Source organism: Streptomyces sp. AM8-1-1, from assembly GCF_032229325.1.
Classification (GTDB): Bacteria; Actinomycetota; Actinomycetes; order Streptomycetales; family Streptomycetaceae; genus Streptomyces; species Streptomyces achmelvichensis.
Genome location: NZ_CP135086.1, coordinates 4,591,181 through 4,614,677, shown reverse-complemented (window position 1 = coordinate 4,614,677; position 23,497 = coordinate 4,591,181). Strand labels below are relative to the sequence as shown.

Here is a 23,497-nt window from a genome sequence, read left to right as displayed (position 1 = left end):
CACAGGCTGATCCCGCCGAGCGGTGGGACGTTCGCACAGGCGCCCGGCCAGGAGCCGCGGCCGGCGCCACGTCAGGACCGCGCCGTACGGATCGCCGTGAAACGGATCGCCGCGAACGGATCGGTCTCACGGATCACGCTGGACGGATCGGGTCCGCGGATCAGGCCCCACGGATCAGGGCGTACGGATCAGGCGTCAGATCAGGGCTTCGGGTCGGGACTTCGGATCAGGGCTTCGGATCAGGGCGTACGGACGCCGTCCAGGAACGGCTCGATCGCCGAGCGCCAGCCCTCCGGCTGGTCGTAGTGCACCAGGTGGCCCGCGTCGACCACCTCCGCGTACTCCCCGCGCGGCAGCACCCTGACCATCTCCTGGGACTCGGCGCGGCCCAGTTCGCCGTCGAGGCCGCGCACCACCAGGGTGGGGCACTGGACCTGGGCCAGTTCCTCCCAGTGCGCGTCGTGGACCCAGGTCTCCCGGGCCTTGAGCATCTGCCGGCGGGAGAACACCGGACGCCAGCCGTCCGCCCGTTCCGCCATGACCTCGGCGAAGAACTCCCCGCGCGACGGCGTCGGACGCTCCACCCACGGATCGTCCTCGCCGAACCATCTGCGGACGTCGGCGAGCGTCGCGAACGGCACGGGCCAGGCCCGGAACCAGTCGTCCCACTCCCGCTGCGACGCCGCCCCGAGCGCCGACGCCCGCATGTCACAGATGATCAGCGCCTGGACCAGGTCGGGACGCTTGGCGGCGAGCTGCCAGGCGGTGAGTGCACCCATCGAGTGACCGATCAGGGTCACGGGGGCGAGGTTCAGCTGTTCGACGGCGGCCTCCGCGTCGGCGACGTACGCCTCACGGGTGAACGGGCCCTCGGGCGGCTTGTCACTGCGCCCGTGGCCCCGTTGGTCGAGCGCGACCGCACGGTGCCGGTCGGACAGCCAACGGGCCGTGGACGCCCAGTGGGACGCGCGGCCCATCAGGCCGTGCAGCAGTAAGACCCCCGGCGCGGGCTCCGGTTCACCGCTCCCCTTGGGCGGGTCCGCGAACTCCCAGGCAGCCAGGCGTACGCCATCGGCTCCGGTCACATCGATGCGCCGCACCATGTGCCTGGCACCCCCTTCTCTCCCCCGGTCGTCCAGATCGGTCGAAGTTCCCGCCAGCCTATCGAACTCCTATTCGAAAACGGGGTTCCGGCGTGCAACACCCCTCGTTCGAGTGACCACGCTCAAGGATTGACTTCCGCCGCCGAGGGGAGATCTTCAGCGGGAGGCGGGCCGCTCGGGGAAGACGGTCCGAGGGGACCGACCCTGGGAGCTCGGGGCTCCGGGTCGGAACAGGGGAGGACAGGCCCCGGCGCTCAAGGGCGCCGGGGCCCCTCTGTCGCTCCGGGGCGCACGCACTGCGCCGTTGTGCACACGGGACGTACGAGGGGCGCATCACTCTGACCTCCCCCTGCCTCCGCCGGCGGGATCCCCACCCCGACCGTGGGTCACAGCCTCTGCCCCAGCGTGGCACGCGATTCGCCCGGGCGCTGCCATTCCGGGCGGAAAACGTCTCCGCGAGGCGGTGAACGGGCCACCACCGCGCCGCCGGACGCGCCCCCGGCCGCCCCCGCGCGAGGGCGGGACGACGGTCACCGGCGCCTTGGTGCCTGCGGGTTGGGCCTGCGGCCGTGCCGGTGGTGCGGGCATGTGTGCCGCGCCGGGCCTGCGGCCGTGGCGGCGGTGCGGGCATGCGATGTGCCGCGCCGGGCCTGCGGCCGTGGCGGCGGTGCGAGCATGCGATGCGCCGCGGCGGGCCTGCGGCCGTGCCGCCGTTGCCGGTTGCCCGGCGGCGGTTGTGACCCGCCACTCCTGACGGTCGGGGCACGCCGCAGGTGCCGGGCCCACGCCTGCGGCCGGCGGATGCCCTACCGAGCCGCCTCGCGCTGCCTGTTGTGACGGCCGCACCGGCCCTGACGGACCGGCAGATCCTGACCGACCGCGGCTGCCGCTCGTCCGGCGCCGCCCCTTGCGTCCGGCCGCACCAGCCATCTGACGGACCGGCAGATCCTGACCGACGGTGCCTGCCGCTCGTCCGGCACCGCCCCTTGCGCCCGGCCGCACCAGCATCTGACGGGCCGGCACGTCTTGACCGACCGCGCCTGCCGGTGACTCGATCCGCCTGTTGCGTCCGCCGGCTCTACCGCTTACCCGGCCTTCGCCGGGACCGCCACGGGCGGCCGTCTGTTGTGAGCGAACGCACCGACCAGTCGGGCGGACCGACAGATCGTGCCGACTGCGACCGCCGCGTCTGGCGCCCGCCCGGCGCCGCCCGGACCGGTCCCGCGCCTGCCGGTCGCGCCCGGCCCATGCCCGCTGCCGCCGCATGCCCCGCGCGGCGTGCGGTGACGGACGGCGGCTGCCGCGCTGCCACCCACCGCTTCCCAGGCTTTCGCCAGGAGCGCCGCCTGGCGTGACCAGCCGTGCCTGCCGCCCGCAGCCGCCGGGTAGGCCCTGCCGGGCCTTCCCCCGCCGCCTGTTGCGCCCGGTCGCAGCGGCACCGACGGGCCGACACGCCATGGCCGACCGCGCCTGCCGCTTGCCGGGACGGACGCCTCCACTGGTGGCCCGTCCGGCGCGACCGGTCGCGCCTACCTCTCTGCCCGGCACCCACCGGCCACTCGGCGCGGCGTGCCCGACCGCCTTCCGCGACCAGCCGCCTCCGGTGGAGGCCGACGCCCAGCGCCCGCGTCCGCACATGCCTCCGGCGGCCGGGTGGCCCTGCCGGGCCTTCCCGTGCCGCCTGGTGTGACCAGCCGCACCGGCTGCCTGTCCGGTCGGCCCGTGGTGACGGCCGCGCCGGCAACTCGCCCCGGTCGGCCCGTTCTCCGCGCGCCCTGCCTACTGCTTGGCCACGAACACGTGCGACGCCACGTCCGCCTGGAGCTCCGCCGCCTCGCCGCTGCTGCCGACCAGCACTCCGCCGGCCGACTCCGTCACGCTCACCACCGAGCCGGGCTGCACGCCCGCCCGTCGCAGCGTGTACATCAGCTGGGCGTCCGTCTGGATCGGCTCGCCGATCCGGCGTACGATCACGGTCTTGCCGTCCGTGCCCGGGTCGAGGTCCGCGAGCGAGACCATGCCCTCGTCGAGGAACGGGTCCGCCTCCGCCTTCTCGCCCAGCTCCTCCAGGCCCGGGATCGGGTTGCCGTACGGCGACTCCGTCGGGTGGCGCAGCAGTTCGAGCACGCGCCGCTCGACGGCCTCGCTCATCACGTGCTCCCAGCGACAGGCCTCCGCGTGGACCTGCTCCCACTCCAGCCCGATGACGTCGACGAGCAGACACTCCGCGAGCCGGTGCTTGCGCATCACGCGCGTCGCCAGCCGCCTGCCCTCCTCGGTCAGCTCCAGGTGACGGTCGCCGGCGACCGTCACCAGTCCGTCCCGCTCCATGCGGGCCACGGTCTGGCTGACCGTGGGTCCGCTCTGGTCGAGCCGTTCGGCGATACGGGCGCGCATGGGCACCACACCTTCCTCTTCCAGCTCGAGGATGGTGCGGAGATACATCTCCGTCGTGTCGATCAGTCCGGACATACGTGCCCCTCGATGAAATCGTGATGCGCTGCGGCCCCGGGTCAATTCTTACGCATCCCACTGACAACCGTGCCGTGCCCGGCGAAGCCAAGGGCGGAGCCGGTGGAAAAACTCCGTGAAACCTGTCGGCAGGCCGGTACGGGAGGCCGTATTGACACAGCAATGGTCCAGACCGCAACGTGATCCGCGACGCGGGTATTCCCGCGCCTGTTCCCCACTCCCGGAACCTCCACCCCCGGAAAGGGCTCGGCGATGAGCGAGAGCAAGCTGGCCGGTCAGTTCTTCGACGCCGCGATCGGTCTGCTGCAGCGTGTACGGGACGAGGAGGCGGAGAACATCGCGGCCTCGGGCGAGGCGATCGCCGACGCCGTCGCCGCCGGGGGCCGTCTGTTCGCCTTCGGCGCCGGGCACTCGTCGCTGGCCGCGCAGGACGTCGTCTACCGCGCCGGCGGATTCGCCCTGATGAACCTGCTGGCCGTGCCCGGTGTCGTCGGTGTCGACGTCATGCCGGCGACGCTCGGCTCCGCCCTGGAGCGCGTGGACGGTCTCGCGGGTGCCGTGCTCGACTCCAGCCCGGCCCGGTCGGGCGACGTCCTCGTGATCATCTCCCTGTCCGGCCGCAACGCGCTGCCCGTCGAGATGGCGATGAACGCGCGGGCGCTCGGGCTCACCGTCATCGGCGTGACCTCGGTCGCGTACGCGGAGGAGACCAGGTCGCGGCACTCCTCGGACACCTTCCTCAAGGACCACTGCGACATCGTTCTCGACTCCAAGATCGCCGTCGGGGACGCGGAGCTCACCCACGAGGGCATCGAGGCGCCGTTCGCCCCCGCGTCGACGGTGGTCACCAGCGCGCTGATGCAGGCGACGATGGCGGCGGCCGCGGAACGGCTGGTCGAAAAGGGGATCGAACCGCCGCTGCTGCGGTCGGGGAACGTGGACGGCGGCCACGAGTGGAACGGCCGGGTGATGACGGAGTACGGCGACCGGATCTTCTTCCGGCACTAGGACGAGTCCGCTCGGCCTTCGTCCGGATCGGGCCCACCCGGTGAGCCGGGCCGGTGCATCAGTGCTCCGGCTTGTCTCCGTCCGTCGTCGAGGCCAGGTCGAGCGCGGCTGCGGTCAGGACCGACATGCTCTCCGCATAGACGGCGTCCGGGCGTTCGAAGGCCGGGCGGCTGGGCCCGCGCAGGAACGTCACCACGCCCAGCGTGCGGCCCCGGCTGCGCAGGACCGAGCACAGGGCGTGGACCATGTCGCGCGGCCACTGGCGGTCCGTCGACCAGTTCGCGGACGCGGAGGCCGGGGCACTCGCGCGGACCGAGCCGTTGCGGTCGGCCGCCTGGAGCGCCGGGTGGCCGTGCGGATAGCGGACCGGGATGCCGCCGCCCGCCACCGGGACGCACGGTCCGGGCGCGCCCGACGGTGTGGACGCCGTACGGACCAGACGGCGGCCGTCCGGCTCCATCAGGTCGATCAGCGCATGGTCGGCGAACCCGGCGAGCGCGAAGTCCAGATACGCCGTCGCCGCCTCCATCGGGTCCTCGCACTCCGCGGCGGCCCGGCCCGCGCGGTGCAGCTGGCTGGAGCGGAAGCGGAGGCGGTCCGCGTCCTGTTCCGCCAGCTTCGCCTCCGTCACGTCCTGGAACAGCCAGCCCACGCCCAGCGGTACCGGTTCCTCCGCGAGCGGCGAGGCCAGCCGCAGAAAGCCGCTGCGCCAGCACCGGCGGCGTTCGGTCTCGCCGGCGGGCAGGGTCACCCACACCTCGCTGAGGCCGCGGGCCGCGCCCTCCGCCAGCACATGGTGGAGCGCGCCCTCCAGCTGCTCCACGCCCTGGAGGACCAGTTCGCCCAGCGGCCGGCCGAGCGGTGAGGTCCGCCCGGCGCCGAGGGCACGTGCGGCGTAGCCGTTGACGACGGTCGGCCGCAGGTCCACGTCCACCAGGACGACACCCCAGGACGCGTCCTCGAACAGCGCCTCGCTCAGCGCGATCGAACGCTCCAGGTCGATCTGCGCATGGACCTCGCTGAACGCGCAGTACACCCCGGCGGGAGCGCCGTCGGCGCCGAGCACCCGCGCCGACTGGGTCCGTACGAGCACCCGGCCGCCGTCCTTGCGCAGCAGGGCGAACTCGTGGACCTGCCGGCCCGGCGCGTCCATCGCGGCCATGAGCCGGCCCTGGACCTCTCCGGCGTCGGCCGTCCGCACCGCCCAGCCGGCGAAGCCGCGGCGTCCTACGGCCTCCTCCGCCGACCAGCCGAGGATCCGTTCCGCCTCGCGGTTCCAGTGCGTGATGGTGGCGTTCGCGTCGAAGGCGCAGAGCGCGGCGTCCATCCCGTCCAGGAGTGCGGCGAGCAGTTCCGAACCGGGCACCGCGACAGGCTCGGGCCCCGTACCGGCACGCTCCGGCTCGTCGGGCCCGAGCGCGTTGGCGGCCTCACTCTTCGAAGCACTCATCCTGTACCCCCTGCAGGACGCGTCCGCGCGAGCTGATGCACGTCAGATCATTCAACTCGAACGTGACTCACGACACACGCTGTTCGGGTAAATCGTTGCCTGCCGGAAATGCGGACGCCGGGTGCCGGCCGGACGGCCGGCAACGGGGCGGAGAAGCGGCCGGCAACGAAACCGCCCCGGCCGGGCGGATGCCGGCCGGGGCGGAACGGTGTCGCGGAGGTGTCAGCCCAGGGTCGCGAGCGCCTGGTTCAGCGTCGCGGACGCCCGCATGACGGCCGCGGCCTTCGCCGGGTCGGGCTGGTAGTAGCCGCCGATGTCGGCCGGCTTGCCCTGCACCGCGATGAGCTCGTCGACGATGGTCTGCTCCTGCGCGGCCAGCGTCTCGGCGAGCGAGGTGAAGGCCTCGGCGAGCTTGACGTCGTCGCTCTGGCCGGCCAGCTCCTGCGCCCAGTACAGCGCGAGGTAGAAGTGGCTGCCGCGGTTGTCGATGCCACCGAGCTTGCGGCTCGGCGACTTGTCCTGCTCCAGGAACGTCGCCGTGGCGCGGTCCAGGGTGTCCGCCAGGATCTGGGCACGCGCGTTGTCGGTGGTCTGCGCGAGGTGCTCGAAGCTGACCGCGAGCGCGAGGAACTCGCCCAGGCTGTCCCAGCGCAGGTAGTTCTCCTTGACCAGCTGCTGGACGTGCTTGGGCGCGGAGCCGCCCGCGCCGGTCTCGAAGAGGCCGCCGCCGTTCATCAGCGGGACGACGGAGAGCATCTTCGCGCTGGTGCCGAGCTCCAGGATCGGGAAGAGGTCCGTCAGGTAGTCGCGCAGGACGTTGCCGGTGACGGAGATGGTGTTCTCGCCGCGGCGGATCCGGTCGAGGGAGAAGGCGATCGCGTCGACGGGCGACTTGATCTCGATCTGCAGGCCCTCGGTGTCGTGCTCCGGGAGGTACTGCTCGACCTTGGCGATCAGGTTGGCGTCGTGCGCGCGGCCCGCGTCCAGCCAGAACACGGCCGGGTCGCCGGTCGCCCGGGCGCGGGTGACGGCGAGCTTGACCCAGTCCCGGATCGGCGCGTCCTTGGTCTGGCACATCCGGAAGATGTCGCCGGCGCTGACCGCCTGCTCCAGCACGGCGTTGCCGCTGCCGTCGACGACCCGCACGGTGCCCGTGGTGGCGATCTCGAAGGTCTTGTCGTGGCTGCCGTACTCCTCGGCCTTCTGGGCCATGAGGCCGACGTTCGGCACCGAGCCCATCGTGGACGGGTCGTACGCGCCGTTCGCACGGCAGTCGTCGATGACGACCTGGTAGATGCCGGCGTAGCTGCTGTCGGGGATGACCGCGAGGGTGTCGGCCTCCTGGCCGTCCGGGCCCCACATATGGCCCGAGGTGCGGATCATCGCCGGCATGGAGGCGTCGACGATGACGTCGCTCGGGACGTGCAGGTTGGTGATGCCGCGGTCGGAGTCGACCATCGCGAGCTCGGGGCCCTCGGCGATCTCCGCCTCGAAGGACTCCTTGATCTTCGCGCCGTCGGGCAGCGACTCCAGACCCTTGAGGATGCCGCCGAGCCCGTCGTTCGGGCTCAGGCCGGCCGCGGCGAGCGCGGCGCCGTGCTCGGCGAACGTCTTCGGGAAGAAGGCGCGTACGACGTGGCCGAAGACGATCGGGTCGGAGACCTTCATCATCGTGGCCTTGAGGTGCACGGAGAACAGCACGCCCTCGGCCTTGGCGCGGGCGATCTGCGCGGTGAGGAACTCACGCAGCGCACCGACGCGCAGGACGGAGGCGTCCACGACCTCACCGGCGAGTACGGGTACCGACTCGCGCAGCACGGTGGTGCTGCCGTCGTCGCCGGACAGCTCGATGCGCAGCGACCCGTCCTCGGGAACGACGACGGACTTCTCGGTGGAGCGGAAGTCGTCGGCCGTCATGTGCGCGACGTTCGTCTTCGACTCGGGGGTCCACGCGCCCATGCGGTGCGGGTGCGCCTTGGCGTAGTTCTTGACCGACGCGGGGGCGCGGCGGTCGGAGTTGCCCTCGCGCAGGACCGGGTTCACGGCGCTGCCCTTGACCTTGTCGTACCGGGCGCGGATGTCCTTCTCCGCGTCGGTCTTCGGGTCGTCCGGGTAGTCCGGAAGCGCGTAGCCCTGCTCCTGGAGCTCGGCGACGGCCGCCTTCAGCTGCGGGATCGAGGCCGAGATGTTCGGCAGCTTGATGATGTTGGCCCCGGGGGTCTTCGCCAGTTCACCCAGCTCGGCGAGCGCGTCGTCGATGCGCTGGCCCTCCTCGAGGAACTCCGGGAATCCGGAGATGATGCGCCCGGCCAGGGAGATGTCACGGCTCTCCACAGTGACCCCGGCCGTCGAGGCATAGGCCTCGATCACCGGCAGGAACGAGTACGTCGCCAGGGCCGGCGCCTCGTCGGTGTGCGTATAGATGATGGTCGAGTCAGTCACCGGGTGCTCCGCTCCACGTCTGCAACATTGCTCGACATCAAGATATCCCGGGTTCGGGCCGTTCCCGGAAGGGCCCTCATTAAATGGCTTGAGCCGCCGCCTGCCGGTTCCTAAGGTGTGGGGCACACGATGAAAGGAGGTGATCCGGAAGTGGTTTCGTTTCGGATGCGTGAGGTGACTGCGGGCTAGAGGCCCGTTGTCGCACGATGTGCACAGACGGCAGGCCTCCTGCCGCAATCCCAAGCAGTCACCGACCCGCGGGCTCGCCGGTACATCCGGCCGGCTCCTCCGTCAGGAGGAACCAGAGCCCGCGGGTTTCTGCATGTCCGGGCCCGGTGCGGCTGATTCCCGGCGGCCCGGACGCGTCGGCGGGCCCCGCACCCGGTAGGAGCCGCCGCGGGCCCGGCCCGCTGAGTTCCTGTACGGAACCCTCTCCCCCGCGTGAAGATGGCCCCCTGCCCCATGAAGGAGTCGGTGCCATGCCCAGAGCCGTGCCCGAGCGCGACGCCGCGTGTGCCGTCGCGCAGGCCGCCGCCGTGGTCGGCGACTGGTGGAGTCTGCTGATCGTCCGGGAGACGGCCCGCGGCAGACACCGGTTCGACGCTCTCCAGCGCGAGCTGGACATCTCCCGGAAGGTGCTCACCGAGCGCCTGAACCACCTCGTCGACAGCAAGGTCCTGGAGAAGGTCCCCTATCAGCGCGGGCCCGTCCGGTACGAGTACCGGCTCACCGAGACCGGCCGCGCGCTGCTGCCCGTGCTCGTGTCCATGCAGGACTGGGCCGACCGCTGGCTGCTCGGGGACGGCACGCTGACCGGCACCGCGGACGAGCACAGCGCCGAGGCGCAGCGGGTGCACGAGCTGGTGGGCGGGCGGCTGGCGCGCTTCACCCTGCCCGTGCACAGCGGCGGGGACCTGGACCCGGTGGACGGCCGCTCGGCGGCCACCGTGCTGTTCTGCTACCCCGCGACCGGCCGTCCGGGTCCGCTGCCGGACGACTGGGACACCATCCCGGGCGCGGTCGGCTGCACGCTGGAGAACCGGCTGTTCCGCGACGCGTACGCGGACTTCACCGCGGCGGGGGTCGCGGTGCGCGGGGTCAGTACGCAGCGGCCCGACGAGCAGCGCGTCTTCGCCGCCGCCGAGGAGCTGCCGTTCCCGCTGCTCTCCGACATGGACAGCCGGCTGTCGGCCGCGCTGCGGCTGCCGACGTTCCGCGCCGGGCAGGGCCTGCGGCTGAAGCGGGCGGTGCTGGTGCTGGACCGGGAGCGCACCGTGCGGCATGTGCAGTACCCGGTGACCGACATCCCGGCCGCGGTGACGACCGCCCTGCGGGAGGCGTCCGCCCTGTCAGGGTGAGAGCCGCTCGATGTCCCATCCGCCGTCGCGGGAGGTGAACCGCAGCCGGTCGTGCAGCCGGTTCGCGTGCCCCTGCCAGAACTCCACCGCCTGCGGCTCGACCCGGTAGCCGCCCCACTCCGGCGGGGCGGGCACCTGCTCGCCCTCCGGGTGGCGGGCGGCCAGCTCCTCGTACGTACGGATCAGCTCCTCGCGCGAGCCGATCACCGAGGACTGGGCGCTGGCCCAGGCACCGAGCTGCGAGCCGTGCGGGCGGGTGCGGAAGTACGCCACCGTCTCCTCCCGGCCGATCCGGGTGGCGGTGCCCGTGACGACGACCTGGCGGGCGATGGGATGCCAGGGGAAGAGCACCGAGACATACGCGTTGGCGTCGATCTCGCGGCCCTTGCGGGAGCCGTAGTTGGTGTAGAAGACGAAGCCCCGGGAGTCGTACTGCTTCAGCAGCACCGTGCGCGACGACGGACGGCCGTCGGGGGTGGCGGTGGACACGACCATGGCGTTCGGCTCGTGCAGTCCGGCGGACGCGGCCTGCGCGAACCAGCGCGCGAACTGCTCCATGGGCGTGGGCGCGAGGTCCGTCTCCAGCAGCGGCGTGGAGCGGTAGTGCTCGCGCATCAGGGCGGGGTTCGGGGCGGCGTCGTCGGTCACGGGCTCATCCTGCCGCAGCGCCCGCTTCTCCCCGGCACCCAGTGCCGGGGATCCTGACAGGGGATTCGACACGGGAGTGGCACCGGGGAGGCGGGAGTGTGCCGGATGTCACGCTTCCCCGCATCGTCCGGACCCGCCAAAATCTTGCCTCGGGCCACTGTGGCTCCCCGACAGCAGGGGATATCGTGCCTGCCTCCCCGGCGTTGGGGTGACCGCCCGTCGCCCGGGGCATCACCGGGGTGACCGGTCCACGATCACGCACCGGCCGACCCGCACCCGCCGTACGCATCCCGAGGAGCCGCCTGATGTCCGACTTCGTACCAGGACTCGAAGGAGTCGTCGCGTTCGAGACGGAGATCGCCGAACCCGACAAGGAGGGCGGCTCGCTCCGCTACCGCGGCGTCGACATCGAGGACCTGGTCGGCCAGGTCTCGTTCGGCAATGTGTGGGGCCTGCTGGTCGACGGGGCGTTCAACCCGGGGCTGCCGGCCGCCGAGCCGTTCCCCATCCCGGTCCACTCCGGCGACATCCGCGTCGACGTCCAGTCGGCGCTGGCGATGCTGGCGCCCGTGTGGGGGCTGCGGCCGCTGCTCGACATCGACGCGGAACAGGCCCGCGAGGATCTCGCCCGGGCCGCCGTCATGGCGCTGTCCTACGTGGCCCAGAGTGCCCGTGGCCAGGGCCTGCCGATGGTGCCGCAGCGCGAGATCGACAAGGCGCAGACCGTCGTCGAGCGGTTCATGATCCGCTGGCGCGGTGAGCCGGACCCGCGGCATGTGAAAGCCGTCGACGCCTACTGGACCTCGGCCGCCGAGCACGGCATGAATGCCTCCACCTTCACCGCCCGTGTCATCGCCTCCACCGGCGCCGACGTCGCGGCGGCGCTGTCGGGCGCGGTCGGCGCGATGTCCGGGCCGCTGCACGGCGGTGCGCCCTCCCGTGTGCTCGGCATGATCGAGGAGATCGAGCGGACGGGCGACGCGACGGCGTACGTCAAGCGGACCCTCGACAACGGCGAGCGGCTGATGGGCTTCGGCCACCGGGTCTACCGGGCCGAGGACCCGCGCGCCCGCGTCCTGCGGCGTACGGCCAAGGAGCTGGACGCGCCGCGCTTCGAGGTCGCCGAGGCCCTGGAGAAGGCCGCGCTGGAGGAGCTGCACAACCGTCGCCCGGACCGGGTCCTGGCGACGAACGTGGAGTTCTGGGCGGCGATCATGCTGGACTTCGCCGAGGTCCCGGCCCACATGTTCACCTCGATGTTCACCTGCGCGCGCACCGCGGGCTGGTCGGCGCACATCCTGGAGCAGAAGCGCACGGGCCGGCTGGTCCGTCCCTCGGCCCGGTACGTGGGCCCGGGCACGCGCGGCCCGCAGGAGATCACGGGCTACGACGACATCGCCCGCTGATCCCCCTGCGCGTCCGCCCGTTCGATCCCCTTCCCGCGGTCAGGCCGCCGGCTCCAGCAGTTCCGCATGGTGCCGTGCGGCGACCAGCGGGTGGGCGCGCAGCTTGCCCTTGAGCTCGTTCTTTCCGTACTCCGCGAACAGCGGGTTCGCGGGGTCCGCCGTGACGCCGGGGGCGTGCGCCGCGTACGGGAAGGCGAGCGGCTCGACGCGGGCGTCCAGGCGCGGGTTGTAGAAGAACGGCACGGAGTACCGCTCGGTGGCGCCGGGCGGGCTCACCACCCGGTGGTGGGTGGCCTTCAGATAGCCGTCGGTGGCGACTTCGAGGAGCTCGCCGAGGTTGACCACGAAGGCCCCCGGCAGGGGCGGCACGTCGTGGAACACGCCGTCCTCGCGCTCGACCTGGAGGCCGCCGACGCTGTCCTGGTGGAGCAGGGTCAGAAAGCCGTAGTCCTTGTGCGCGCCGACGCCCTGGCCGCCCCCGTCCGCCGGACTGCCGGGGTAGCGCACCAGCTTGAGGTGGATGTGGGCGCGGTCGCCGAAGAGGTGGTCGTAGAAGTCCGCCGGGGCGCCGATGGAGACGAGCAGCTCGTGCAGCAGCCGCTCGGCCACCGTGCTCAGCCGGTCGATCCAGCCGAGCGCCGCGGTGCGCAGCTGCGGCAGGGCGGCCGGCCACTGGTTGGGGCCCTCCAGCCACCAGTACCCGGGCTCGCCGGGCGCGGGGACTCGGGCGGGCCGCTCGGCGCCGATGTCGAGCTGGTCGCGCCAGTCCTGGCTGCCGCCGGTGCGTTCGTCGCCGATGCGCGTGTAGCCGCGGAAGTGCGGCGAGTTGACGTTGTCGATGGCGAGCCGGTCGGCCTCGGGCAGCGCGAAGAAGGCGCGCATGGTGCTGTTGAGCGCGGCTGTCTCGGCCTCGGTGACGCCGTGACCGGTGAGCTGGAAGAAGCCGACGTCATGGGCGGCGCTGTGCAGCTGGGCGTGCAGCAGCGCGCGGGCCTGGGGGCCGCGGTCGGCGGCGGAGAGGTCGATGACGGGGAGCTGAAGAGAGGACATGAGTGCTTCCGCGGGGTGTACGGGATCCCACGGGGCCGCCGGGGGTGGTGGCGGGGCCGCGGGTGCGCCGGGGCGAACGGGATGGGCGGCCTGTCGCAGGGACGGGCCCGAGGTCAGACGGAGCGCCGACAGCCCATGCTCGTGACGCGGACGTAGTCCACGTGACGGCGTCGTACCAGCAGAAGCATGGGCCCAGGATACTGCGCGGGCCCCGAACGTCCTGTGGCGCGGGTCACACCGCCGCCGGTGGCGCGGCCCCGTCAGTCCAGCGTCTCGTCCAGCAGGGCGGCCCACTGCGCGACGACCCGTTTCCTGCGGGCGGTGTCGTCGGTGAGCAGGTTCGCCAGCCCCAGGCCGCGGGCCATGTCGAGCAGGCCCTGGACGGTCTCGCGCACGCCGGGCCGCGACTCGTCCACACCCAGGAGCTGGACCGCGATGCGGTGGGTCTCGCGCCCGACCCTGGCCTCCAGTTCGGTAACCCGGGGGCGTAGCTGTTCCTCGTTGGAGGCGGCGACCCACAGATGCAGCGCGGCACGGAACAGCGGCCCCGTGTAGAGGCCGACGAGGGCCTCGACGACCGCCGCGCGGTCCTGGCCCGGCAGCGAGCGCAGGGCCGAGGACCGTTCCTCGGCGACGTACTCCACGGCGGCCGTGAACAGGTCCTCGCGGGTCGGGAAGTGGTGCTGCGCCGCACCCCGGGAGACGCCCGCGCGCTCGGCGACCACGGAGACCGTGGAGCCTGCCCAGCCGTGCTCGGCCAGGCAGGCGACGGCGGCCTCCAGCAGGCGCTGCCGGGTGGCCCGGCTGCGGTCCTGCTTGGGGGCCTTCGACGTGGCTACAGCTCCCATACGGGATCCCGGCGTTCGATGAAGGCGGTCATGCCCTCCCGGGCCTCGGCCGACGCGAACAGGGACGCCGAGCGCTGCACCAGGTCCTCCGCGTCCCGCTCGAACGCGTCCAGCACCCGCGCGGTGACCAGCCGTTTCGACGCGGCCAGCCCCTGCGGGGAGGCCTTGCGCAGCCCGCCGAGAAGCGGCGCGAGTCCCTCGTCCACATCGTCGGCGGCGAGCGTCAGCAGTCCGATACGGGCCGCCTCCGCCGCGTGGAAGCGCTCCCCGGTCAGGTAGTAGCGCTCGGCGGCCCGCGGGTCCAGACGCGGCAGCAGCGGCAGCGAGATCACGGCCGGCGCGACCCCGATACGGACCTCGGTGAACGCGAAGTCCGAGTCGCTGGAGGCCACCGCCATGTCGCAGGCGCCGAGCACCCCGAGCCCGCCGGCGCGGGTCTTCCCGCTCACCCGGGCCACGACCGGTTTGGGCAGGGTGACGATCTGCCGCAGCAGGTCGACGAAGGTGTACGGGTTGGGCGGGGCCTTGAGATCGGCGCCCGCGCTGAAGGTGCTCCCGGTGTGGGTGAGCACCACCGCGCGTACGGCGTCGTCCTTGGCACAGTCGGCCAGCGCCTGCGCCAGGTCGCCGACGAGCCGCGCCGACAGGGCGTTGCGGTTCGCGGGCGAGTCCAGCGTCAGGGTGGTGATGCCGCGCTCGTGCGCGATGGCGACCAGCGTCACGTGTTCTCCCTTTCCCGGTCCCTCAGTTCACGCCGGAGAATCTTCCCCGAGGCGGCACGCGGGACCCCGCCGATGAACGAGACACGGCGGATCTTCTTGTAGGGGGCGACGCGCTCGGCGACGAAGGCGATGATGTCGTCCTCCGTCAGCTCCTCGGCGCCCGGCTGCCGTACGACGTACGCCTTCGGGATCTCGTTCCCGTCAGTGTCGTACACCCCGATGACCGCCGCGTCGGCGATCCCCTCGTGACCGAGCAGCAGCGCCTCCAGCTCCGCGGGCGGGACCTGGAAGCCCTTGTACTTGATCAGCTCCTTCACGCGGTCGACGACGAACAGCCAGCCGTCCTCGTCGACGCGTCCGATGTCGCCGGTGCGCAGCCAGCCCTCCTCGTCGATCATCGCCGCGGTGGCCTCGGGGCGGCCGAGGTAGCCCTTCATCACCTGCGGTCCGCGGATCGCGACCTCGCCCTCCTCGCCCGGTCCGACGTCCTTGCCCGGGTCGTCGAGGGAGACGAGCCGCAGTTCGGTGGAGGGGATGAGCTTGCCGACGGTGCCGGGCGGCGGGTTCTCGGCGCCGAGGGGGACGACATGGGTGCCGGGCGACAGCTCGGTCATGCCGTACGCCTGGCCGATGGGCGGCAGGCCGAGCCGCTTGGAGCAGGCGGCGGCCAGCTCGGCGTCCAGGGGCGCAGCGGAGCAGATGATGTACTCCAGCGACGACAGGTCGTACTGGGCGACCGCCGGGTGCTTGGCGAGCGCGAGGACGACCGGCGGGGCGACGTACAGCGCGGTGATGCGGTGCTTCTCGATCGCCGCGAGGAAGGTGTCCAGCTCGAAGCGGGGCAGGACGACGACGGTGGAGCCCTGCCGCAGCGGCGCGTTCATCAGCGCGGTGAGGCCGTAGATGTGGAAGAACGGCAACACGGCGAGGATGCGTTCGCCCGGGTTCATCGGGATGAGCGGGGAGAGCTGCGCCAGGTTGGTCGCGATGGAGCGGTGGGTGAGCATCACCCCCTTGGGGATGCCGGTGGTGCCGGAGGAGTACGGCAGGGCGGCCACGTCCTCGGCGGGGTCGATGACGACCTCGGTGTCGGGCGCGTCCGAGACGATCATGTCGAGCATGCTGGTGTGCCCGTCGGCCCGGTCGCAGACGAAGATCTCCTCGATGCCGGCGGCCAGTTCGGCGGCCCTGCGGGCGACTTCGAGCAGCGGTGAGACGGTGAAGATCCAGCGGGCGGAGGAGTCCCGCAGCTGCTTGGCGAACTCCTCCGCGGTGGCGAGCGGGTGGACGGTCGTGACGGACGCGCCGGCGCGGGTGGCCCCGTAGAAGACCGCGGGGTACGCGACCGTGTTGGGGCTGTGCAGGGCGAGGACGTCGCCCTTGCGCAGCCCCGCCTCGGCGAGTGCGGCGGCGATCCGGCGGTGGAAGAGGTCGAGCTGGGTGTAGGTGACGGTGGTGCCGTTCACCCCGTCGATCAGCGCGATCGTGTCCCCGAACTCGGCGGCCCGGTGGAGCACCGCGTCGTGGATCGGCTCGCTGACGGCAGGGACGTCTGCGTACTCACTGCTGAACACGGTTACCGGCATGGTCGGCCCCCTCGCTGTGTGGACGGCCAGAATCGCCTCTGTCAGTACGACTTGGGGAGACCCAGGGACTGGTGGGATACGTAATTGAGGATCATCTCCCGGCTGACCGGGGCGATCCTGGCCACGCGGGAGGCCGTGACCAGCGAGGCGAGGCCGTACTCCCGGGTCAGGCCGTTGCCGCCGAGCGTGTGGACGGACTGGTCGACCGCCTTCACACAGGCCTCCCCCGCCGCGTACTTGGCCATGTTGGCGGCCTCGCCCGCGCCGATGTCGTCCCCGGCGTCGTAGAGGGCGGCGGCCTTCTGCATCATCAGCCGGGCCAGTTCCAGTTCGATGTGGGAGGCGGCCAGGGGGTGGGCGATGGCCTGGTGGGCGCCGATGGGGGCCTTCCAGACCTGGCGGTCCTTGGCGTAGGAGAGGGCCGTGGCGAGTGCGTACCGCCCCATGCCGATGGCGAACGCGGCGGTCATGATGCGCTCGGGGTTGAGGCCGGCGAACAGCTGGAGCAGTCCGGCGTCCTCCTCGCCCACGAGCGCGTCGTGCGGCAACCGCACGTCGTCGAGGACCAGCTCGAACTGCTTCTCGTGCGCCTGGAGTTCCATGTCGATCTGCGAGCGCCGGAAGCCGTCGGCGTCCCGGGGGACGATGAACAGGCACGGCTTGAGGCTGCCGGTCCGCGCGTCCTCGGTCCGCCCCACGATCAGCGTCGCGTCGGCGATGTCGACACCCGAGATGAAGACCTTGCGCCCGGTGAGGGACCAGCCGTCCTCGGTCCGGTGCGCGGTGGTCGTGATCCGGTGCGAGTTGGACCCGGCGTCCGGCTCGGTGATGCCGAAGGCCATCGTGAGGCTGCCGTCCGCGAGGCCGGGCAGCCAGGTGCGCTTCTGCTCCTCGGTGCCGAAGCGGGCGATCACGGTGCCGCAGATCGCGGGCGAGACGACCATCATCAGCAGCGGACAGCCCGCGGCCCCCAACTCCTCCAGCACGATGGAGAGTTCGGCCATGCCACCGCCCCCGCCGCCGTACTCCTCGGGCAGGTTCACCCCGAGGTAGCCGAGCTTGGCGGCCTCCGCCCACAGCTGTTCGCGGTCGTATCCGCGGCCGTGCCGCTTCCCGAGCGCGGCGACGGCGGCACGCAGGTCCTTGTGCTCCTGGCTTTCTACGTTCATGACGCGGTGACCTCCTGGGTGGCTTCCGCCGGCGCTTCGTCGACGACGGCGAGCAGGGCGCCGACCTCGACCTGGCGGCCGGTGACGGCGTGGAGCGCGGTGAGCGTGCCGGAGGCGGGCGAGACGATGCGGTGCTCCATCTTCATGGCCTCCAGCCAGATGAGCGGCTGCCCCTTGTCGACCCATGAGCCCTCGCCGATGCCCTCGGCGAGACGGACGACGGTCCCGGGCATCGGGGCGAGCAGCGAGCCGGGTTCGGTGCGGTCCTCGGGGTCGGGGAAACGGGGCCGCGCGGTCAGCGTGTGGGACCCGGCCGGGCCCTCGACGTGCACGGTGGCTCCGTACGCGGTGACGTCCCAGGCGCGGACGACGCCGTCCGTCTCCAGGACGACGCGTCCGGGAGCGGTGTCGAGCACGCGCAGCCCCGGCATGTCCTCGACGGTGTAGCCGCCCCCGCGGGCGGGCCGGTAGCGGACCTCGTGCTCGCCGCCGGACCGGTCCGTCCAGGTCTTGGTCTGTGCCTGCGCCGGGAGGTTGCGCCAGGCACCGCCGAAGCGGCCCCCTCGTGCGGCGGCGTCCGCGAGCGCCGCGGCGACGGCGGCGAGTCCGGCGTCGGGCGCGGGCCGGGTGAGGCCGTCGAGATGCCGGTCGTAGAACCCGGTGTCGAGCTGTCCGGACGCGAAGTCCGGGTGTTCCAGGGAGCGTACGAGCAGCTCCCGGTTGGTGACCGGACCGTGCACCCGCGCCCGGCGCAGGGCGTGCGCGAGCCGGCGGACGGCCTGCTGCCGGGTGGGCGCCCAGGCAATGACCTTGGCGATCATGGGGTCGTAGTGGACGCCGACGGTGTCGCCGTCGGCATAACCGGTGTCCAGACGGACCCCGGGGTCCACGTCGAGCCGCCGCAGGGTGCCGGTCTGCGGCGCCCAGCCGCGGGCCGGGTCCTCCGCGTACAGCCGGGCCTCCACGGCGTGGCCGTTCGCGGCCGGCGGGTCCGCGGGCAGTGCCTCGCCCTCCGCCACCCGGATCTGGAGGCCGACGAGGTCGATGCCGAACACCGCCTCCGTGACCGGGTGTTCGACCTGGAGGCGGGTGTTCATCTCCAGGAAGTGGGCGGTGCCCGCCGGGGAGACGAGGAACTCCACCGTGCCGGCGCCCACATATCCCACGGCGCGCGCCGCGGTCACCGACGCCTCGTGGAGCGAGGCCACCAGAGCGGGCGCGAGTCCCGGTGCCGGGGACTCCTCGATCACCTTCTGATGGCGGCGCTGGAGTGAGCAGTCCCGGGTGCCGAGGGCCCAGACGGTGCCGTGCGTGTCGGCGAGGATCTGGACCTCCACATGGCGGCCCGCCTCGACGTACGGTTCGACGAAGACCTCGCCGTCGCCGAAAGCGCTCAGCGCCTCGGCGCGTGCCGCCTCCAGTTCCCCGGCGAGGGCGTCCAGCGAGCGCACGATCCGCATACCGCGGCCGCCACCGCCCGCCGCCGCCTTCACCAGGACCGGCAGATCGGCCTCGGTGACCTCGCCCAGGGGCGCGAGGCCCATCAGCTCCTTGGCCCGGGTCTTCGACGCCATCGCCTCGATCGCGGCCGGCGGCGGCCCGATCCACACGAGTCCCGCGTCCGCCACCTCCTGCGCGAACGCGGCGTTCTCGGACAGGAATCCGTACCCCGGGTGCACCGCGTCGGCGCCCGCGGCGAGCGCCGCCTTCACGATCAGGTCGCCGCGCAGATAGGTGTCGCCGGGGGCGGCCCCGGGGAGCCGTACGGCGGCGTCCGCCTCCCGTACGTGCAGGGCGGAGGCGTCCGCGTCGGAGTACACGGCGACCGTCGCGATGCCGAGTTCACGGCAGGTCCGGAAGACCCGGCAGGCGATCTCGCCGCGGTTGGCGACCAGGACAGTGGAGATCATCGTCAAGCCCTCACATCCGGAAGACGCCGAAGCCGCCGCGCGCGCCTTCGACGGGGGCCGTGTGGATCGCGGACAGGCACAGACCCAGCACCGTGCGGGTGTCGCGGGGGTCGATCACCCCGTCGTCGTACAGCCGTCCCGACAGGAACATCGGCAGCGACTCCGCCTCGATCTGCTGCTCGACCATCGCGCGCAGTCCGGCGTCGGCCTCGTCGTCGTACGGCTGTCCCTTCGCCGCCGCGGAGGCGCGGGCCACGATGGAGAGCACACCGGCGAGCTGCTGGGGGCCCATGACGGCGGACTTGGCGCTCGGCCAGGCGAAGAGGAAGCGCGGGTCGTAGGCCCGGCCGCACATGCCGTAGTGCCCGGCGCCGTAGGAGGCGCCCATCAGCACGGACAGATGCGGGACCTTCGAGTTCGACACCGCGTTGATCATCATGGCGCCGTGCTTGATGATGCCGCCCTGCTCGTACTCCTTGCCGACCATGTAGCCGGTGGTGTTGTGCAGGAACACCAGCGGTACGTCACGCTGGTTGGCGAGCTGGATGAACTGCGCCGCCTTCTGCGACTCGGCGCTGAACAGCACGCCCTGCGCGTTGGCGAGAATCCCCACGGGATAGCCGTGCAGGGACGCCCAGCCGGTCACCAGGCTCGGCCCGTACAGCGGCTTGAACTCGTCGAAGTCGGAGCCGTCCACGATCCGCGCGACGACCTCACGGGGGTCGAAGGGCGTCTTCAGATCCTCGGGCACGATCCCGAGCAGCTCCTCCTCGGCGTACTTGGGGTCCCCCATGCCGGAGGCCAGGGGAAGCTCGGTCGGACCCGGATCGGGCTGTGCCTTGCGCCAGTTGAGCCGCGCCACGATCCTGCGGGCCTGACGCAGCGCGTCCGGTTCGTCGACCGCGAAGTAGTCCGCGAGGCCCGAGGTGCGGGCGTGCATCTCCGCGCCGCCGAGCGACTCGTCGTCGCTCTCCTCACCCGTGGCCATCTTCACCAGCGGCGGACCGCCGAGGAACACCTTGGACCGTTCCTTGATCATCACGGTGTGGTCGGACATGCCCGGGACGTACGCGCCGCCCGCCGTCGAGTTGCCGAACACCACCGCGATCGTCGGAATGCCGGCCGCCGACAGCCGGGTCAGATCGCGGAAGATCGCCCCGCCCGGGATGAAGATCTCCTTCTGCGAGGGCAGGTCCGCGCCGCCGGACTCGACCAGCGAGATGCACGGCAGCCGGTTGGCGTACGCGATCTCGTTCGCCCGCAGGATCTTCTTCAGCGTCCACGGGTTGGAGGCCCCGCCGCGTACGGTCGGGTCGTTCGCGGTGATCAGGCACTCGACGCCTTCCACCACCCCGATGCCGGTCACCGTGGACGCGCCCACCGGGTAGTCGCTCCCCCACGCGGCGAGCGGGGACAGCTCCAGGAACGGTGTGTCGGGGTCCAGCAGCAGCTCGATCCGCTCCCGCGCCAGGAGTTTGCCGCGGGAGCGGTGCCGGGCGACGTACTTCTCGCCGCCGCCCGCCAGTGCCTTCGCATGCTCGGCGTCCAGGTCGGCGAGCCGGCCGAGCATGGCCTCGCGGCGGGCCGCGAACTCGGGGGACGCCGGGTCGACGGCCGAGGAGAGCACGGTCACAGCAGTACCTCCGGGATGTCCATGTACCGGGAGCGCAGCCACTCGCCGAGCGCCTTGCCCTGGGGGTCGAAGCGGGCCTGCGCCGCCACGCCCTCGCCGAGGATGCCCTCGACCGTGAAGTTGAGGGCCCGCAGCCGCGGCAGGACGTGGCGTACGACGGTGAGGTCGGCGGTCTCGGGGAGCAGGGCCCGGAAGCGGTCCACGGTCAGTTCGTGGGCGAGCCAGCGCCAGGCGTCGTCGGTGCGGGCCCACACCCCGACGTTGGCGTCGCCGCCCTTGTCGCCGCTGCGCGCACCGGCGACGAGGCCGAGGGGCGCTGCGCGGCGGGGGCCGTCGGGCAGCGGTTCGGGCAGCTCGGCGGCGGGTTCGGTGGCGGGGTCTGCCGCGGGCTCTCCTGCGGGGTCCGCCGCCGGGTCGAAGGGCTCGGTGTCGGCGGGGAGGGCGGCCGGCGGGATCTCGCAGCGCCGCCCGTCGGGCAGTACGGCGATGTGCGGGACGGAGGCCGCGTCCACGTGCTCCGCGTCGAACACCCCGTACGGAGCGCCCTTTCCGGGCGGGGCCGTCACATGGAAGCCCGGGTAGCTGCCCAGCGCGAGTTCGATCGCGGCGCCGCTGACGGCGCGGCCGACCTTATCGGGGTCGCTGTCCCGCACGACGAGTCGCAGATAGGCGCTCGCACGCTCCTCGGTGTCGCCGTCGGGCCGCTCGGTGCGGGCGAGTTCCCAGCGCACCTCGGCCGGCCGGTGCTTGCCGAACGCGTCCTCCAACTGGTCCCGCACCAACTGGGCCTTGGCCTCGATGTCGAGTCCCGTCAGTACGAACACGACCTCGTTGCGCCAGCCTCCGATGCGGTTCAGCCCGACCTTGAGGGTGGGCGGCGGGGTCTCGCCGCGTACGCCCGAGATCCGCACCCGGTCCGGGCCCTGCTGTTCCAGCCGTACGGTGTCGAGACGGGCGGTGACGTCGGGGCCCGCGTAGCGCGCGCCTCCCGTCTCGTACAGCAGTTGGGCCGTGACGGTGCCGACGTCGACGAGGCCGCCGGTGCCCTGGTGCTTGGTGATGACGGACGTGCCGTCGGCGTGGATCTCGGCGAGGGGGAAGCCGGGGCGGCGCAGCACACGGGCGTCGTGACCGGCGAAGAAGGCGTAGTTGCCGCCGGTGGCCTGGGTGCCGCACTCCAGCACATGGCCGGCGACGACGGCGCCCGCGAGCGCGTCGAGATCGTCGGGGCCCCAGCCGAAGTGGGCGGCCGCCGGGCCGGTGACGAGGGCCGCGTCGGTGACCCGGCCGGTGACGACGACGTCCGCGCCCGCGCGCAGACAGGCGGCGATACCCGCGCCGCCGAGGTAGGCGTTGGCGGTGAGCACCTGCGGGCCCCAGCCGCGGCCGAGCAGATCGTCGCCCTCGACATGGGCGACCTTCACGGGCACGCCGACACGCTCGGCGAGGGTGCGGACGGCGTCCGCGAGCCCGGCCGGGTTGAGCCCGCCCGCATTGGCGACGATTTTGACACCACGTTCATGGGCGAGGCCGAGGCTCTCCTCCAGCTGCTTGAGGAAGGTCTTGGCGTAGCCGAGCGAGGGGTCCTTCAGGCGGTCGCGGCCGAGGATGAGCATGGTCAGCTCGGCGAGATAGTCGCCGGTCAGGACATCGAGGGGACCGTCGGTGAGCATCTCGCGCACGGCGTCGAAGCGGTCGCCGTAGAAGCCGGACGCGTTCCCGACACGCAGGACGTCACCGGCGCCCGCGGCGGTCACAGGGCCTCCTTGGGGGCACGGCCCGGTCCCGCCGGTCCCGCGAAGGCCTGGGCGATGTCGAGCCACCGGTCGGCGTCCTCACCCTCGGCCCGCACGGCGAGGTCGGCGCGGTGGGCCCGTTGGGTGACGAGCAGGCAGAAGTCGAGTGCGGGTCCGCTGACCTTCTGCTCCGCGTCCGCCGGTCCGTACGTCCATACCTCGCCGCCGGGCGCGGTGAGTTCCACGCGGATGGGCGCCGTGGGCGGGGTCAGCGAGCGGACGCCGAAGGCGTAGTCGCGGGCACGGACGCCGATGTACGCGACGTGCCGCAACCGGTCGGTCGGCTCGCGTACGGCTCCGAGCGCGTCGGCGATGTCCTGTCCGTGCGCCCAGGTCTCCATCAGCCGCCCGGTCGCCGTGGAGGCGACGCTCATGGGCGGCCCGTACCAGGGGAAGCGACTGCCGGCCGGCGCCGCGCGCAGAGCCTTCTGCAACTGCTCGCGCCCCTCGCGCCAGCGGGCGAGCAGCTCGGCGGGCGGCTGCGCGGCTCCCTGCTCGGCGCCCTCGTCGACGAAGGAGTACGGCGCGGCGAAAGCCTTCTCCGTCTCGACGGCGAAGGCCTCGGCGTCGGTGACGGCCAGCAGGGCCGCGGCATCGGTCCAGGCGAGGTGCGCGATCTGGTGGGCGATGCTCCAGCGCGGCGCGGGCGTGGGCCGCGCCCAGTCGTCGGCGCTCAACCCCCCGACGAGCCGGTCGAGTTCATCGCTCTCGCTGCGCAGATCGTCCAGGACGACGGTCGGGTCGGACACGGTGGCGCTCCCTCGGGACACGACGGTGTGTGCCCGGAGCATGGCAGCGCGCAGAGAAACAATCAAGCATGCTTGCTTTGATTTCTGCGGGGATCTGCCGCCGTGTCACGGCCGTGGTCGGCCCGGCGTGCTGGGGTCGGGTGGAAC

General features: G+C 72.4%; 17 protein-coding genes. 3 read left to right on the top strand and 14 right to left on the bottom strand.

What is annotated here, in order from left to right; all coding sequences use genetic code 11:
* Positions 1-239: 239 nt before the first annotated feature.
* Both RPQ07_RS20900 and RPQ07_RS20895 read right to left on the bottom strand, forming a co-directional pair.
* Positions 240-1,103, bottom strand: coding sequence for an alpha/beta hydrolase (locus RPQ07_RS20900; RefSeq protein WP_313945693.1), 864 nt, complete (start codon positions 1,101-1,103; stop codon positions 240-242).
* 1,779 nt (positions 1,104-2,882) lie between these two features.
* Positions 2,883-3,575: a metal-dependent transcriptional regulator gene (locus tag RPQ07_RS20895; RefSeq protein WP_313945692.1), complete on the bottom strand. Its 693-nt coding sequence runs from the start codon at positions 3,573-3,575 to the stop codon at positions 2,883-2,885.
* Between the two features lie 252 nt (positions 3,576-3,827).
* Here RPQ07_RS20895 and RPQ07_RS20890 point away from each other — a divergent pair, with 252 nt between their 5' ends.
* Positions 3,828-4,583, top strand: coding sequence for an SIS domain-containing protein (locus tag RPQ07_RS20890; RefSeq protein ID WP_313945691.1), 756 nt, complete (start codon positions 3,828-3,830; stop codon positions 4,581-4,583).
* Positions 4,584-4,641: 58 nt separating this feature from the next.
* Here RPQ07_RS20890 and RPQ07_RS20885 read toward each other — a convergent pair whose 3' ends face one another.
* Both RPQ07_RS20885 and RPQ07_RS20880 read right to left on the bottom strand, forming a co-directional pair.
* Positions 4,642-6,033, bottom strand: coding sequence for a PAS domain-containing protein (locus RPQ07_RS20885; RefSeq protein ID WP_313945690.1), 1,392 nt, complete (start codon positions 6,031-6,033; stop codon positions 4,642-4,644).
* Positions 6,034-6,255: 222 nt separating this feature from the next.
* Positions 6,256-8,475 carry an NADP-dependent isocitrate dehydrogenase gene (locus RPQ07_RS20880; RefSeq protein ID WP_313945689.1) on the bottom strand — a complete coding sequence of 740 codons (2,220 nt, stop codon included), beginning with the start codon at positions 8,473-8,475 and terminating at the stop codon, positions 6,256-6,258.
* A gap of 479 nt (positions 8,476-8,954) precedes the next feature.
* Between RPQ07_RS20880 and RPQ07_RS20875 the strand changes: the two genes are divergently transcribed.
* Positions 8,955-9,833 carry a winged helix-turn-helix transcriptional regulator gene (locus RPQ07_RS20875; RefSeq protein ID WP_313945688.1) on the top strand — a complete coding sequence of 293 codons (879 nt, stop codon included), beginning with the start codon at positions 8,955-8,957 and terminating at the stop codon, positions 9,831-9,833.
* On the opposite strand, the gene pdxH is transcribed toward RPQ07_RS20875, so the two are convergent.
* Complete coding sequence (gene pdxH / locus RPQ07_RS20870) at positions 9,825-10,448, bottom strand: pyridoxamine 5'-phosphate oxidase (protein WP_413777843.1); 624 nt, start codon at positions 10,446-10,448, stop codon at positions 9,825-9,827. The genes RPQ07_RS20875 and pdxH overlap by 9 nt on opposite strands.
* 338 nt (positions 10,449-10,786) lie before the next feature.
* Here pdxH and RPQ07_RS20865 point away from each other — a divergent pair, with 338 nt between their 5' ends.
* Positions 10,787-11,887, top strand: a complete 1,101-nt coding sequence (locus RPQ07_RS20865; RefSeq protein WP_313945686.1) for a citrate synthase 2 — start codon at positions 10,787-10,789, stop codon at positions 11,885-11,887.
* 39 nt (positions 11,888-11,926) lie between these two features.
* Here the strand turns inward: RPQ07_RS20865 and RPQ07_RS20860 are convergent, their stop codons facing one another.
* From RPQ07_RS20860 to RPQ07_RS20820, 9 genes are all read right to left on the bottom strand, one after another.
* A complete protein-coding gene (locus RPQ07_RS20860; protein WP_313945685.1) occupies positions 11,927-12,937 on the bottom strand; it encodes an isopenicillin N synthase family dioxygenase in 1,011 nt (336 codons plus the stop codon).
* 260 nt (positions 12,938-13,197) lie between these two features.
* Positions 13,198-13,785, bottom strand: a complete 588-nt coding sequence (locus RPQ07_RS20855) for a TetR/AcrR family transcriptional regulator (protein ID WP_313945684.1) — start codon at positions 13,783-13,785, stop codon at positions 13,198-13,200.
* Positions 13,773-14,507 (bottom strand): enoyl-CoA hydratase family protein, encoded by a 735-nt coding sequence (locus RPQ07_RS20850; protein WP_313945683.1) that lies wholly within the window; start codon positions 14,505-14,507, stop codon positions 13,773-13,775. Before RPQ07_RS20850 ends, RPQ07_RS20855 begins: the two co-directional genes overlap by 13 nt.
* On the bottom strand, positions 14,504-16,093 hold the full coding sequence (locus RPQ07_RS20845) for a 4-coumarate--CoA ligase family protein (protein WP_313945682.1): 1,590 nt from the start codon (positions 16,091-16,093) through the stop codon (positions 14,504-14,506). The genes RPQ07_RS20850 and RPQ07_RS20845 overlap by 4 nt, the downstream gene beginning before the upstream one ends.
* A gap of 41 nt (positions 16,094-16,134) precedes the next feature.
* Positions 16,135-17,262, bottom strand: a complete 1,128-nt coding sequence (locus RPQ07_RS20840) for an acyl-CoA dehydrogenase family protein (protein ID WP_313945681.1) — start codon at positions 17,260-17,262, stop codon at positions 16,135-16,137.
* Entirely contained in the window at positions 17,259-19,172 is a 1,914-nt protein-coding gene (locus tag RPQ07_RS20835) for an acetyl/propionyl/methylcrotonyl-CoA carboxylase subunit alpha (protein WP_313945680.1), read from the bottom strand. The genes RPQ07_RS20840 and RPQ07_RS20835 overlap by 4 nt, the downstream gene beginning before the upstream one ends.
* 10 nt (positions 19,173-19,182) lie before the next feature.
* Positions 19,183-20,805, bottom strand: coding sequence for an acyl-CoA carboxylase subunit beta (locus tag RPQ07_RS20830; protein WP_313945679.1), 1,623 nt, complete (start codon positions 20,803-20,805; stop codon positions 19,183-19,185).
* Positions 20,802-22,562 carry an acyclic terpene utilization AtuA family protein gene (locus RPQ07_RS20825; RefSeq protein ID WP_313945678.1) on the bottom strand — a complete coding sequence of 587 codons (1,761 nt, stop codon included), beginning with the start codon at positions 22,560-22,562 and terminating at the stop codon, positions 20,802-20,804. The genes RPQ07_RS20830 and RPQ07_RS20825 overlap by 4 nt, the downstream gene beginning before the upstream one ends.
* Positions 22,559-23,350 (bottom strand): TIGR03084 family metal-binding protein, encoded by a 792-nt coding sequence (locus RPQ07_RS20820; RefSeq protein ID WP_313945677.1) that lies wholly within the window; start codon positions 23,348-23,350, stop codon positions 22,559-22,561. The genes RPQ07_RS20825 and RPQ07_RS20820 overlap by 4 nt, the downstream gene beginning before the upstream one ends.
* Positions 23,351-23,497: the final 147 nt, after the last annotated feature.

Bases quoted from the DNA above. Each gene is read 5' to 3' on its own strand.
- RPQ07_RS20900 (WP_313945693.1), bottom strand. From the start codon at position 1,103: ATGGTGCGGCGCATCGATGTGACCGGAGCCGATGGCGTACGCCTGGCT.
- RPQ07_RS20895 (WP_313945692.1), bottom strand. From the start codon at position 3,575: ATGTCCGGACTGATCGACACGACGGAGATGTATCTCCGCACCATCCTC.
- RPQ07_RS20890 (WP_313945691.1), top strand. From the start codon at position 3,828: ATGAGCGAGAGCAAGCTGGCCGGTCAGTTCTTCGACGCCGCGATCGGT.
- RPQ07_RS20885 (WP_313945690.1), bottom strand. From the start codon at position 6,033: ATGAGTGCTTCGAAGAGTGAGGCCGCCAACGCGCTCGGGCCCGACGAG.
- RPQ07_RS20875 (WP_313945688.1), top strand. From the start codon at position 8,955: ATGCCCAGAGCCGTGCCCGAGCGCGACGCCGCGTGTGCCGTCGCGCAG.
- pdxH (WP_413777843.1), bottom strand. From the start codon at position 10,448: ATGCGCGAGCACTACCGCTCCACGCCGCTGCTGGAGACGGACCTCGCG.
- RPQ07_RS20865 (WP_313945686.1), top strand. From the start codon at position 10,787: ATGTCCGACTTCGTACCAGGACTCGAAGGAGTCGTCGCGTTCGAGACG.
- RPQ07_RS20860 (WP_313945685.1), bottom strand. From the start codon at position 12,937: ATGTCCTCTCTTCAGCTCCCCGTCATCGACCTCTCCGCCGCCGACCGC.
- RPQ07_RS20855 (WP_313945684.1), bottom strand. From the start codon at position 13,785: ATGGGAGCTGTAGCCACGTCGAAGGCCCCCAAGCAGGACCGCAGCCGG.
- RPQ07_RS20845 (WP_313945682.1), bottom strand. From the start codon at position 16,093: ATGCCGGTAACCGTGTTCAGCAGTGAGTACGCAGACGTCCCTGCCGTC.
- RPQ07_RS20840 (WP_313945681.1), bottom strand. From the start codon at position 17,262: ATGAACGTAGAAAGCCAGGAGCACAAGGACCTGCGTGCCGCCGTCGCC.
- RPQ07_RS20835 (WP_313945680.1), bottom strand. From the start codon at position 19,172: ATGATCTCCACTGTCCTGGTCGCCAACCGCGGCGAGATCGCCTGCCGG.